This window comes from Neobacillus niacini (genome assembly GCF_046591715.1).
GTDB lineage: Bacteria > Bacillota > Bacilli > Bacillales > Cytobacillaceae > Neobacillus > Neobacillus niacini_L.
The window spans coordinates 317,590-330,668 of record NZ_JAWVNQ010000003.1 but is presented as its reverse complement, the minus strand read 5'-3'; the positions used below and the strand labels follow the sequence as shown (position 1 = coordinate 330,668).

Here is a 13,079-nt window from a genome sequence, read left to right as displayed (position 1 = left end):
AAGCCGCACAAAAGGCAGCTTTACATTTTTAGATTATTTAAATGACTGAAGAAGTTTGGATAAGAAACCGAAATGGCTTCCGGGTCACAAAGCTTGACTGGGTCCTTTGAGATTAGTGACGCTATGGCAAGCATCATTCCAATTCTATGGTCGCCATGACTGGATACGGTTCCTCCAGTAAGAATGGTTCCACCGTGAATAATCATTCCATCCTCTGTCGCTTCGATGGAGGCGCCCAACTTGGTTAATTCCTGCACCACTGTATCAATCCTATTCGTTTCTTTGACTTTAAGTTCAGCAGCGTCCTTAATAACCGTTGTTCCCTCCGCCTGTGTAGCTAATAAAGCGATGATTGGAATTTCATCAATTAGTCTTGGGATTACCTCACCACAAACCACTGTTCCTTTAAGGCTGGATGTTTTAATTGTTATATTCCCAGCTGGTTCAAAGGCATCTTCATTTTGGTTATTAATCTCTAGATTGGCCCCCATTTGATTCATGATCTCAATGATACCCGTTCTAGTTGGATTTAAGCCAACATTTTTTAATACAATTTCACTTTCAGGAACTATTGCTCCTGCGACTAGGAAAAAGGCAGCGGAAGAAATATCACCCGGTACATGGATATCAGAAGCAATAAGCTCTTGACCACCTTTAACGGTTATCGTAAGGTTATCCTTTTCTATCTCACCACCGAATTTCTGGATCATTCTTTCCGTATGATCACGTGATTCAGCCTTTTCGATTATGGTGGATTCTCCCTCCGCCTGCAGTCCGGCGAGAATCAGCGCAGACTTCACCTGGGCACTTGCCACTGGCATCTTATAATGTATCGGATTTAAATGGCCCCCACGAATACTGAGCGGCGTAAATTCACCATTTTTACGGCCGTCAATACCTGCACCCATTGTCTTTAAGGGTTCAGTCACCCTTGTCATGGGTCTTTTTCCAATGGATTGGTCACCGATTAGCGATGAAAAGAATGGTCTTCCTGCAAGAATTCCTAATAATAAACGGATCGTTGTTCCTGAATTTCCGACATCTAGAATATCATTGGGCTCCTTTAAACCATCAAATCCGTTTCCATAAATGATTATTTCATTTTCAGTTTCTTCAATAGTGACTCCTAATTTTCTAAAACACGAGATTGTACTTAAACAATCGTCTCCGGGCAGAAAATTCGTCACCCTCGTAACACCTTGCGCGATTGAACCAAACATGACGGAGCGATGGGAGATTGATTTATCTCCGGGTATTTCAATCGTACCCCTTAACCCATTCAAAGTTGGCTGCAATTCAATTGATTCCATTTCATCACCTATATTCCAAATCAAATTATGTTCCAATTGAGGTAGCGTAGCTTGAACAGGCATGAATACACCTTTTTGCCCGCTCTCGGTCCTCTTCAGTTTGAAAACTAATGACTAACACTCCATAGATTTCATCTTCTCGAGTTTCTAATATCCGAATATTTGTTATACTAATATTTTCTTTTGCCAAGTATCCGGTTACCTCAGAAACTACCCCGGGATAATCCGGAACATCCACAAATAAATCGTAAAATGAAGGAATTGCCCCTTTTTCTTTGACCGGCAGACCATCACGATATTGTTTAGCCTGTTTAAAATAGTGAAGAATCTCTTCACTATTCTCCTGCTCAAGGATAACCTTCACCCAATCCATTTCCTCTTTCCACTGTTCAATCAATCCAATCAGTACCTCACGGTTATGCATCAGAATATCTTTCCACATTTCCGGACTGCTAGAAGCAATCCTAGTAATATCTCTAAAACCTCCCGCCGCTAAACGCGGAATAAGACTCTCTTCACCAGCCAGTCTCTCCGTTTGACGAACAATAGAGGCAGCTATAATGTGAGGGAAATGACTGACGATTCCTGTCAGATAATCATGGATATCAGGTGTGACACTTAAGAATTTTGCATTTGTGCCTATGAGCCAGCCTTTTAAAGTTTCCACCTTCGTTTGATCGATATGATCCTCCGGAGTTAACAGGTAAAAGGCATTTTCAAAAAGGTGTTCTTTTGCCGCCGATACACCGCTTTTATGAGAACCAGCCATCGGATGACCTCCGATAAAGGTGTATCCACTTTGCTTTAAGCTTTGTGCATTGGCAACGATTTTACTCTTGGTACTTCCAGTATCCGTAATAATGACCTCAGGCTTTAAGGATTGCTCTGACAAAAGGTGGATAATTGCTTCCGTTTCTACTACAGGAGCGGAAATAATAATTAGATCTGCAGTCTTTGCACCTTCAGCTATATCTTCAGCTGCTTCATCAATCACACCTAACATTTTAGCAAGCCTGACTTGTTCTTGATGAATGTCATAGCCAATAATGACAGCGTCTTTATGTTCTTTCTTAATACATAAAGCTAAAGAACCGCCAATTAGTCCAAGCCCAATAACTAACACTCGGCCTTTCATTGGTAGTCCCCCTAATTTTCGAGCTTCGCTTTATTTTGTTCTAATAAAAACTCTCCTAATGCTTTTAACACACCTTCATTTTGTTCAAAAGAACCAACTGTAATTCTCAATGAAGTAGGAAATCCTAATGCTTTCCCAGACCTGACGATATATCCTTTTTCTAATAAATATTGAAAACCTTGATTTGCATCAGCATTAATATTAATTAATATAAAATTAGTTTGAGAAGGATAATACTCTAGTTCATGCTGTTTACAAAAGTCATAGAATTGATTTAATCCTTGTTTATTCTTCTCCTTGCAGTCTTGGACAAATTCCTGGTCATTAATCGCAGCTTGTGCCGCAATCTGTCCGAATGAATTTACATTGAAAGGTTCTCTCGCAGGTTCAAGTGCCTGAATAATAGAACTGTTTCCTACCCCATAACCTACTCGGAGTGATGCAAGGCCATATATTTTAGAGAAAGTTCGCAGCACAATTAAATTTGGATACTTACCTATAAGTTCAATTGCATTATAGTAATCATCTGCAAACACGTATTCATAATACGCTTCATCCAAAACTACTAATACGTGAGAAGGGACTTTATCCAAAAAGGCAATCAATTCATTTTCTGCTACATATGTACCTGTAGGGTTATTAGGACTGCAAACCCACACAACATTGGTTTGGTCATCAATGGCAGCATACATTTTATCTAAATCATGTTGACCATTAAGCAATGGAATTTCCCTAATTTCTGCCCCTTCAATCACTGCATTATGCTTGTATTGGGAAAATGAAGGAGTTGCCATAACAGTATTTGCTCCTGGATGTAACAATGACCTTGAAATTATTTGAATAATATTATCTGAACCATTCCCGAAAATAATCTCATCCTGACTTACCGTTAAAAAAGAAGCTACAGACTCCCTAAGACTGGTCATGTATCCATCAGGGTATATAGCAAAGCCTGGCTGATGATTTTCGAGTGCAGAAAGTACTTTACTAGAACAGCCAAAGGGATTCTCATTTGAGGCCAGCTTAACAATTCTATCTAAATTATATTGTTTCTTAACTGACTCAATTGATTTACCTGGCTGATAGGGGGTCAGTGTTAATAATTGCTTTTTCCATCTCATTTATCTCCACTCCATCCTTAAAGATCTAAATAATCCTGCCACTGTCTACTTAGCCAAGGTATTCCCTAAATCCGGTCTTAATACCTTTGCTCCGCCTAAATAAACATGAACAATTTCTTCCTGTGTCAAAGCTGTATTTACATGCATCATGACTCTAACGCACATTTCCAGAGAATTCGGCACTGGCAGTTCCCTCATGCACATAACAGGAACGTACGTCCAACCTTCAAAATTACGCAATGCTCTAGCAGGAAAAACTGCATTTAAGTCCTCTGTTGTTGAAATAAAAACAGAAGCTACCTGTTCAGGCAGTATATTATTTCCCTCTATCATTTGTTTCACAAGTTTTTCTGTTGCAGAAACGATTGCTTCCTCGGTATTACAATCGACGGTGATTGCTCCCCTCATCCCTCTAATCATTTGAAAAGCACCCCTTGTTTTTTAAAAATTCTTGAGCTGATCTAATAGAAATTCATCCGAAAGCTCTTGAAGTATTGGTTTCCCTATTTGCTCTAACACTACAAACTTCACTGAACCACCCGCAGATTTTTTATCCTGCTTCATTTTTGAAAGTAATGAATCCGCTGATAAATGCGCTGGTATTTCCGTTTGGTACCCAAGACCTTGAACCCAGGCTTTAAACTCATCTGTATCAAAAGATAGCCCTTTAACCTCTTTACTGATCTTTAGCGCAAAGATCATACCAATCATTACAGCCTCTCCATGTGTAAAATTACCATAGCCCATTTCTGATTCAATTGCATGTCCCAATGTATGTCCAAAATTTAAATATGCACGAATTCCTGTCTCTTTCTCATCCTTTGAAACAAATTCGTTTTTAATTTGAATTCCTTTTGTAAGAAATCTAAATAACTGTTCAGCACTTAGTGAATCCAGCTGCTTGATATCTGATTTCAACCATTGATAAAAGTCTATATCATAAATAAGTGCATGCTTAATAACCTCTGCAAAACCAGAACGAATTTCTTGCTCAGGCAATGAATCGAGTAATTCTAAATCGTAAAAAACAGCCTCAGGCTGATGAAAAGCACCAATCATATTTTTGCCGAGAGGGTGATTAATTGCTACTTTTCCCCCAACAGCACTATCATGAGCGAGGATGGTAGTAGGTACTTGGATAAAGGGTATTCCTCTCATAAACGATGCTGCAACAAATCCTGATAAGTCACCTACTGCACCTCCGCCAAAAGCAAGGATTGCAGATTTCCGATCAAGATGATTTTCTAATGCCATTGATAAAGCATCATAGAAAACTTCAAACGTTTTTGCTTTTTCCCCGCTCGGAGCAGTAAAAACAACTGGATTCCATTCGGTTAAAAACGGTAATACCTTATTAAGATGAATACTGCCAACTGTTTCATCTGTAATAATTAATATTCTAGTCAGATTTGTAAAATGATTGGTTAAAAAAGTCTTAATTTCACTTCTTACACCTTGGCCCACAAACACCCTATAGCTTTTGGAACTCGTTTGGATTTCAATGGTATCCATCAAAATTCCCTCGCATATTCACGCTGACGGTTAATTTCAGCTGCAAACGTTTCGAAACGGTCACTGTAAAATTGTTCTACCAGGGAATTAGCAAGCTCCCATGCCACCACATTTTCTGCCACTACGGCTGCTGCAGGAACAGCACAGCTGTCAGAACGCTCTACACTTGCAGAAAAAGGTTCCTTGCTATCGATGTCAACACTCATTAACGGCTTATATAAAGTTGGAATAGGCTTCATTACTCCGCGGACAACAATTGGCATACCGGTTGTCATTCCGCCTTCAAAACCACCTAGACGATTACTCTTACGCGTATAACCTGTTTCATCATTCCACACAATCTCATCATGTACTTCACTTCCGGGCTTTCTTGCAGCTTCAAAGCCGATTCCAAACTCTACTCCTTTAAATGCATTTATGCTTATAATCGCTGCTGCCAGCTTTGCATCTAATTTTCTATCATATTGCACATAGCTGCCTAATCCTGCAGGCATTCCTGAAGCAATGACTTCAACGACTCCCCCAATTGAGTCACCATTCTTCTTAGCATTGTCAATTGCATTCATCATTTCCTGCTCCACGAGAGGGTCAGCACAGCGTACAGGTGAAAGCTCTGTTCTTTCCTTTATTTCTTCCATTGATAACTCTGGATTTGGATTGGCCTTAATTCCGCCAATTTCAACAACATGAGAAACTAATGATACACCGACTAGTGATAATAGTTTCTTTGCAACTGCTCCGGCGGCTACTCTAACAGTAGTTTCACGTGCAGAAGAACGCTCAAGAACATTCCTCATATCTCGGTGCCCGTATTTTATTGCCCCATTTAAATCTGCATGTCCAGGTCTTGGTCTAGTGATCTTTCGTTTAACCTCATCCTCTTGTCCCTCTAGTAATGGGTCAGCTCCCATAATCTTCGTCCAATGCTTCCAGTCATTATTCTTTACTACTAAAGCAACAGGTGATCCAAGTGTTTCACCATGTCGGACTCCAGAGGTAATTTCAACGGTATCCTTTTCAATTTGCATCCGTCTTCCGCGGCCGTATCCCTGTTGCCGCCTCCCGAGCTCTGTATTAATATCCTCAGCCAATAATGGCATTCCTGCTGGCAGTCCTTCTAATATGGTCGTTAATTGTGGACCGTGTGATTCCCCAGCTGTTAAGTATCTCATTCCCATTTCACTTTCCCCCTTCAACTCATTAAAGGATTTTTATCAATATACCATAATTAGACTAATAAACCTAGTGTAATTATCTGAAAATAGCATAAATTGATTGATGATTATTTATTTAATGATAATAACAGTTAACCTATTTGTACACTATTGTTTCTGAAATATTTTAATCATTTTTATGTATGCGCATACAAAAAGGCACCTGTATATGTAATACAAGTGCCTTTTATCTAAATTAGTAAATCCATTCGTTAACTAGTTTTGAGTACTCTACAACTCCGCCATCTTTGAAAAATAAACCAATTTCCCGTTCTGCACTTGCAGGTGAATCAGAACCGTGAATAACATTCTTTCCAACTGTTAAGCCAAAATCGCCGCGGATTGTGCCTGGTGCAGCATCTTTAGGATTTGTAGATCCCATCATTTGACGTGCAGTTGCAATAACATTTTCACCTTGCCAAACCATTGCAAATACAGGTCCAGATGTAATGAAGTCTACTAGTTCACCAAAGAATGGACGTTCTTTGTGCTCTCCATAGTGCTCCTCAGCAAGTTCAGCAGGGATACTCATTAATTTAGCTCCAACTAATTGAAAGCCCTTTTTTTCAAAACGAGCAACGATTTCTCCAATTAAATTACGTTGTACACCATCAGGCTTCACCATTAAAAATGTTTTTTCCATGAATTCCACTCCTAGTTATGTATGTATATGGATGTTGATTAGAACAACCCACCGAAAATATTAACATTGTTTTGAATATTTCGCAAGCCGGTAAAAGAAATTCACCTTTACGTTATAAGAGGGGGACATCCACAAAAAAAGAGAGTTAATCATTGATTAACTCCCAATTTGTTAATACTTCCTGCGGCCAATGAATTTGGCGATATCACGAAGTGTCTTTTTGGCGCGATTAGCTGGCAGCTGTTCTAATACTGCTAACGCTTTATCTAAATATAGATCGCTTAATGCAATTGACTTTTCAATAGCACCGGATTCTTTAATTAAAGTGATAACTTTTTGAATTTGAATAGGATCCATGTCCTCATGAACCTTTTCTATCTCTCTGTGAATACTCTCATTCTCCATGGCATAGAGAGCGGGGGCTGTAATGTTCCCTTGCAGCAGGTCACTGCCTGCAGGCTTTCCAAGGTCCTCTTCTGAGGAAGTAAAATCCAAGATATCATCTGTAATTTGGAAAGCCATTCCAACATAATATCCAAATAAGTACAGCTTTTTATGTGTAGCCTCATCAACATCTGCAGCAATAGCACCGAGCTGACAGCTGGCAGAAATGAGAAGCGCAGTCTTTCTCTTGATTCGACGTAAATAATCTCTGAGATTCTGATCAAATCGGTACTTATCCTTTATTTGTTGAATTTCACCAACAGTTACTTCAACAATCGTATTCGCTAATATTTTATGGGCTAAGGGCTTGTTTATTTCACTCATTAATTCAAGTGAAAGCGCAAAGATAAAATCACCAGTATACATGGCAGTTTTATTATCCCATTTTGCTTTAACCGTTGGCTGACCCCTTCGCAGGTCTGCGTCATCAATGACATCATCATGCACGAGTGACGCCATGTGAATAAGTTCAAGAGCAACAGCCACGTTTTTCATTATATTTATATCATATTGACCAAATTTTCCAGCCAATAAAACAAAAACAGGCCGAATTCTTTTACCTCCTGCCTGAAGGGTATGCAAAGAAGCCCGTTTTAATAAAAGAGAATCCGCTTGAATAGTCTCTTCTAATCTTCTCTCGATTGTATTTATATCTGAATTCAAAAATGAATACATCATCTTTAATTTCATTTGTATTCACCAGCTTTTCGTCCTGTTTGCATGTCTATTAAAGAATTTACTTTTTATATCCGATATGAACAGCTGCAGCTCCGCCGCTATAAGGCTTATAATACACATCTTTAAAGCCTGCTGTTTCAAACATTCTCGCTAGTTCTTTCATACCAGGAAAATTTCTTGCAGATTCTTGGAGCCAAGAATACTCCTCATAACTCTTTGCAAATAACTTGCCAAATAAAGGCATGATAAATTTAAAATAAAAATAATATAACTGTTTATACCCAATCAAGGTAGGCTGTGAGGTTTCAAGGCAAACCCCTATGCCTCCAGGTTTTAAGACCCGATTCATTTCCTTCAAGACTTGAAGGTAATCTGGAACATTTCGTAATCCAAATCCAATCGTTACATAATCAAAGCTATTATCAGGAAAAGGCAGTTCCATTGCATTACCATGAATCAAGTTAACCTGATTTAGACCCAGGTTCTTAACTTTTTCAATTCCCACATTTAACATATTTTGACTAAAATCCAATCCAGTCACTTCACCTGAAGGACCAACAGCTTCAGCTAAAGCAATCGTCCAGTCCCCTGTTCCGCAGCATACATCCAGCGCTTTAGAACCCCGTTTGACATTCATTCTACGCATGGTATCTTTACGCCATTTGATGTGCTGCTGAAAACTAATAACCGAGTTCATCTTGTCATAGTTATCGGATATTTTCTCAAAGACTTTATGGACTCGTTGTTCCTTAGACTGCTGCATTTGCTTACCCTTCTTCCACTAAAGTTTTCGCAATTGGTTGATGTTCATTAATGATCGAAGTAATTCTAGCTTCAAGCATATCATTTAAGTATGGCAGCTGACTGATTCCTTTTAGAATGTATTGTTTTGAAGAATCAAGATACCGATCACAAATCACTAATAAATCTCTTTTTTGTTTATCTGATAATTGTTTTAATGTTAAATGTTTATTAGGAAGAGTAATATCCTTTATATATTCAAACACATGGCTGTTTCCAGCTTCCATAAAGAGTTTCTTCTCAGAAAGCAAGCGCTTGAAAAAAAATAAATTGACTATAAACTCATTCCATAATTCTACTTTAAAACATTCAGAGAATTTAACAAGCAAAGAGCTTTCAATATTCTTTATACTTGTCATTAGGTTGTCAATTCCAACAAGTTCCTTTTGATAGAAGGAAACTTTATGTTCATTAACCTCTTTTACCCCTTTGGAGAGTTCCTTTATCATCAAGATATTTTCTGACTCTGCCAATAGTTTATAATATAAACCGCTATAATAATCCCCAGCCAGGACCGTTAATTGTCTATTTTTTTCATCCACATTTGCATTAGATATATGTTCATGGGTATCAAGGGCAATCTGGATTAACATAGTTGTCATCGAATAATTTTTTAACTCATTGTAAGACATTTCGAGTCGATCCATAATGGACACAAGAATAAGCAGTCTATCTTCATCAATTACAGGCTTCTCAATATATTTTAGCAAGTAAGGATGAAATACTTTTTGCTCAACTTGCTCCTTAATGTCTGTAAACTTTTGTCGAATGTCTGGCAAATTCATCACCCTTGCTTCCCCGAATTAATAATATTTATTACGACCCTCGTGTATAAACAAGGCAGTGACAATTATATCATAAAAGCTTATGTATGGGCAGAAATTCACAAAATAAATACATTTCCACGGTATTGAAATAGAATGAAAATCCAGCCAGTGCTTATTTTTTCGTTTCGCTTTCAATTTCGCCAAATTGCGTCATTATTTTTGCGTTACCCCTAATCTTTATCGCTGAAGTATGTTCAGTGAATTGAGCAATAAGCACTTCACCTTTATCAAGCTTTTCCGAATGATGAAATTTTGTGTCACTGCCCCGCGTCAATCCAATTACATTTACGCCATCGTCAACAGCTTTGATCACAACAAAATCACTGCTTTGTGATAATCTTTTTTCCATAGTATCACCCCGCTAACTCCTAATTAATGATAATATTTCAGAACGGGCAATGGTATCATTTGCAAGATTGCCCCGTACTGCAGTTGTTACTGTTTTTGACCCAGGTTTTTTTACCCCGCGCATTGTCATACACATATGTTCTGCCTCGACAACAACCATTACTCCATGTGGAGCTAATTTTTCCATCAAACTATTAGCAATCGTGGACGTTATTCTTTCTTGTAGCTGGGGTCTTTTAGCGACGGCTTCAACCGCTCGCGCTAACTTGCTTAACCCAGTCACACGACCATCCTTTGGTATATAAGCTACATGTGCTTTACCAAAAAAAGGTACAAGATGGTGTTCACACATAGAATAGAATGGGATATCTTTTACTAAAACTAATTCCTCATGGTCTTCACTGAAAACAGTCTCGAAATGTTTTGCCGGGTCTTCATAAAGACCGCTAAAAACCTCTGCGTACATTTTGGCTACTCGTTTCGGAGTATCAAGCAAGCCTTCTCTTTTCGGATCTTCACCAATCGCTGTTAATATTAAACGTACTGCCTCTTCAATTTGGGTACGATTCACTTCAGACATGCATATTCCCCCTACTATATATCAACCAAGTATATATGACAAATACATATTAGCACAACAAAAGTGATGTTCATAGTTAGAACACCAAAGAAAAAAGGCCATGGTAATTACCATGACCTTTTTGCCGAGGCAATAAATTTATGTAATTATTTTACTGCATCTTTAAGTGCTTTACCTGGTTTGAAAGCAGGAACTTTACTTGCACCAATTTCGATTTCCTCACCAGTTTGAGGATTACGTCCTTTACGTGCTGCACGTTCACGTACTTCAAAGTTACCAAAACCGATTAGTTGGACTTTATCACCATTTTTCAAAGCATCTAGAATTGAATCAAAAACAGCATCAACTGCTTTTGTAGCGTCTTTTTTAGAAAGCTCGCTAGCTTCTGCAACTGCGTTAATTAGTTCTGTCTTGTTCATGCTATTCACCTCCTCCCAATAATTATAAGTTAAGAATCGTAAATAAGATTACCTATCTACATTTCTAAACAATTTTTCTAATTTCTATACGTCATAGCGCGGTTTTATTGGCAAAGTAATCAAAAATTGTAATTTTTGATATTTAAACTACTTTTTTAATAAAAACCCTATTATATAAAGGTTTTCAGCACCAAACGTAAGTCTGATAAAAGATTATCACAATCATTTACGCTTATCAAGAATAATTCATGAAATAATGGTAATCTTTTCTTCATTTCTACAAATTTCTACTAAATTTCGAAATTTTGGCTGTTGATTTTTGTAAAAATAAGAAAAAAGACTCCAATTGGAGTCTTCAAGATTAAAGGATTATTGCAATTAACCCGCCTGATCCTTCGTTAATGATTCTTTCTAAGGTTTCTTTTAGTTTATACCTTGCATTCTCTGGCATCAAAGACAGTTTGGCTTGAATACCTTCCCTGACAATAGAGCTTAATGAACGTCCAAAGATATCTGAGTTCCAGATGGATAATGGATCATCCTCGAAGTCCTGCATTAGGTAGCGGACCAACTCTTCACTTTGTTTTTCTGTCCCAATAATTGGAGCAAACTCTGATTCAACATCAACCTTGATCATATGAATGGATGGGGCAACCGCTCGCAGCCTGACTCCAAACCTTGCACCCTGGCGAATAATTTCAGGTTCTTCAAGGCTCATATCTGATAGTGATGGCGACGCAATACCGTAGCCAGTTTGTTTAACCATTCTTAATGCATCAGATATATGATCATATTCTGCTTTTGCATGTGCAAAATCCTGCATAAGCTCTAGCAGATGATCTTTACCCCTGATTTCCACACCAACGATTTCTTTTAATATATCATCATAAAGCTCATCTGGAGCAAATAGATCAATTTCTGCAACACCTTGACCCATTTCAATTCCCGCTAAACCAGCTCTTTCAATATAGTCAAAGTCGCTGAATTGCTGCACAACCCGATCCACATCTCTTAATCTCTTGATATCCTTAACGGTTTCTCTAACAGCTTCTTGGTAGCTTTCTCGAAGCCAGTGGTTTTCTCTCAATACCATTACCCAGCTAGGCAGATTAACATTAACCTCAAGGACCGGAAACTCATATAGAGCCTCTCTGAGTACGTTGAGAACATCGCTGTCACGCATGCTTTCAACACTCATCGCCAGAACAGGAATGTCATACTTTTCTGCTAAGCTGGACCTGAGTGTTTCTGTACTAGGGTGATAAGGCTGAGCGCTATTAACAACCATAATAAACGGTTTGCCAACTTCCTTCAGCTCATTAATTACGCGTTCCTCGGCTTCAATGTAATTACTTCTTGGAATTTCGCCAATAGTTCCATCAGTGGTAACTACTACGCCAATTGTGGAGTGCTCTTGTATTACTTTTCGCGTACCAATTTCGGCCGCTTCATGGAACGGGATTGGTTCCTCGTACCAAGGGGTAGTAATCATTCTTGGACCATTTTCATCCTCATACCCTTTTGCACCTGGAACAGTGTATCCAACACAATCAACGAGTCTAATATTTACATTAAGACCTTCATCAACATGAACAGAAGCTGCTTGATTTGGAACGAATTTTGGCTCTGTTGTCATGATTGTCTTCCCTGCTGCACTCTGAGGAAGTTCATCAACTGTTCTTGATCTTTCAGCCTCATTGTCTATATTCGGTAAAACCACAAGCTCCATAAATTTCTTTATAAATGTGGATTTGCCTGTTCGAACCGCACCTACTACTCCTAAATAAATATCACCGCCAGTTCTTTCGGCAATATCTTTGAAAATATCAACCTTTTCCAAGTGATCCCCTCCCGATCATAGAGTAAAGTGGGATAATATTATCCATCAAGATATTTTTGGACAATATATATTTATGACGTTGTCCTATATTGTTATGACACTTTTTTATAATTTTTTTACCCCCTTCAATAAATAATCCATGAATATCCAGTTATCTATTGTGTCTTAACAGTTGATTGAATGAGGGTTTCTCGAGGTAAATACAAC

General features: G+C 38.3%; 14 protein-coding genes. All 14 read right to left on the bottom strand.

The genetic code is table 11. The features are described from left to right. Nucleotides 1–20: 20 nt before the first annotated feature. Nucleotides 21–1,310: a 3-phosphoshikimate 1-carboxyvinyltransferase gene (gene aroA, locus SFC47_RS11550; protein ID WP_411254569.1), complete on the bottom strand. Its 1,290-nt coding sequence runs from the start codon at nt 1,308–1,310 to the stop codon at nt 21–23. Between the two features lie 25 nt (nt 1,311–1,335). Next, nucleotides 1,336–2,445, bottom strand: coding sequence for a prephenate dehydrogenase (locus SFC47_RS11545; RefSeq protein WP_411254418.1), 1,110 nt, complete (start codon nt 2,443–2,445; stop codon nt 1,336–1,338). 11 nt (nt 2,446–2,456) lie between these two features. After that, entirely contained in the window at nt 2,457–3,566 is a 1,110-nt protein-coding gene (gene hisC / locus SFC47_RS11540) for a histidinol-phosphate transaminase (RefSeq protein ID WP_411254417.1), read from the bottom strand. Nucleotides 3,567–3,611: 45 nt separating this feature from the next. Further along, nucleotides 3,612–3,986 (bottom strand): chorismate mutase, encoded by a 375-nt coding sequence (gene aroH, locus SFC47_RS11535; protein WP_411254416.1) that lies wholly within the window; start codon nt 3,984–3,986, stop codon nt 3,612–3,614. Nucleotides 3,987–4,007: 21 nt separating this feature from the next. Beyond that, entirely contained in the window at nt 4,008–5,078 is a 1,071-nt protein-coding gene (gene aroB, locus SFC47_RS11530; protein WP_411254415.1) for a 3-dehydroquinate synthase, read from the bottom strand. Next, entirely contained in the window at nt 5,078–6,250 is a 1,173-nt protein-coding gene (gene aroC / locus SFC47_RS11525) for a chorismate synthase (RefSeq protein WP_411254568.1), read from the bottom strand. Before aroC ends, aroB begins: the two co-directional genes overlap by 1 nt. 238 nt (nt 6,251–6,488) lie before the next feature. Then, nucleotides 6,489–6,935: a nucleoside-diphosphate kinase gene (gene ndk / locus SFC47_RS11520; RefSeq protein ID WP_411254414.1), complete on the bottom strand. Its 447-nt coding sequence runs from the start codon at nt 6,933–6,935 to the stop codon at nt 6,489–6,491. A gap of 171 nt (nt 6,936–7,106) precedes the next feature. Beyond that, on the bottom strand, nt 7,107–8,069 hold the full coding sequence (gene hepT, locus SFC47_RS11515; RefSeq protein WP_411254413.1) for a heptaprenyl diphosphate synthase component II: 963 nt from the start codon (nt 8,067–8,069) through the stop codon (nt 7,107–7,109). A 46-nt stretch (nt 8,070–8,115) separates the two neighbouring features. After that, nucleotides 8,116–8,820, bottom strand: a complete 705-nt coding sequence (locus tag SFC47_RS11510; protein WP_411254412.1) for a demethylmenaquinone methyltransferase — start codon at nt 8,818–8,820, stop codon at nt 8,116–8,118. Nucleotides 8,821–8,824: 4 nt separating this feature from the next. Continuing rightward, nucleotides 8,825–9,643 (bottom strand): heptaprenyl diphosphate synthase component 1, encoded by an 819-nt coding sequence (locus SFC47_RS11505; protein ID WP_411254411.1) that lies wholly within the window; start codon nt 9,641–9,643, stop codon nt 8,825–8,827. A 154-nt stretch (nt 9,644–9,797) separates the two neighbouring features. Beyond that, on the bottom strand, nt 9,798–10,034 hold the full coding sequence (gene mtrB / locus SFC47_RS11500; RefSeq protein WP_411254410.1) for a trp RNA-binding attenuation protein MtrB: 237 nt from the start codon (nt 10,032–10,034) through the stop codon (nt 9,798–9,800). Nucleotides 10,035–10,046: 12 nt separating this feature from the next. After that, nucleotides 10,047–10,613 carry a GTP cyclohydrolase I FolE gene (gene folE / locus SFC47_RS11495; protein WP_411254409.1) on the bottom strand — a complete coding sequence of 189 codons (567 nt, stop codon included), beginning with the start codon at nt 10,611–10,613 and terminating at the stop codon, nt 10,047–10,049. A 146-nt stretch (nt 10,614–10,759) separates the two neighbouring features. Beyond that, nucleotides 10,760–11,032 (bottom strand): non-specific DNA-binding protein Hbs, encoded by a 273-nt coding sequence (hbs, locus tag SFC47_RS11490; protein WP_034676225.1) that lies wholly within the window; start codon nt 11,030–11,032, stop codon nt 10,760–10,762. Nucleotides 11,033–11,393: 361 nt separating this feature from the next. Further along, the gene (gene spoIVA / locus SFC47_RS11485) at nt 11,394–12,872 is read right to left on the bottom strand and encodes a stage IV sporulation protein A (protein ID WP_411254408.1); all 1,479 of its coding nucleotides are present in this window, start codon (nt 12,870–12,872) and stop codon (nt 11,394–11,396) included. Between the last annotated feature and the right edge of the window lie 207 nt (nt 12,873–13,079).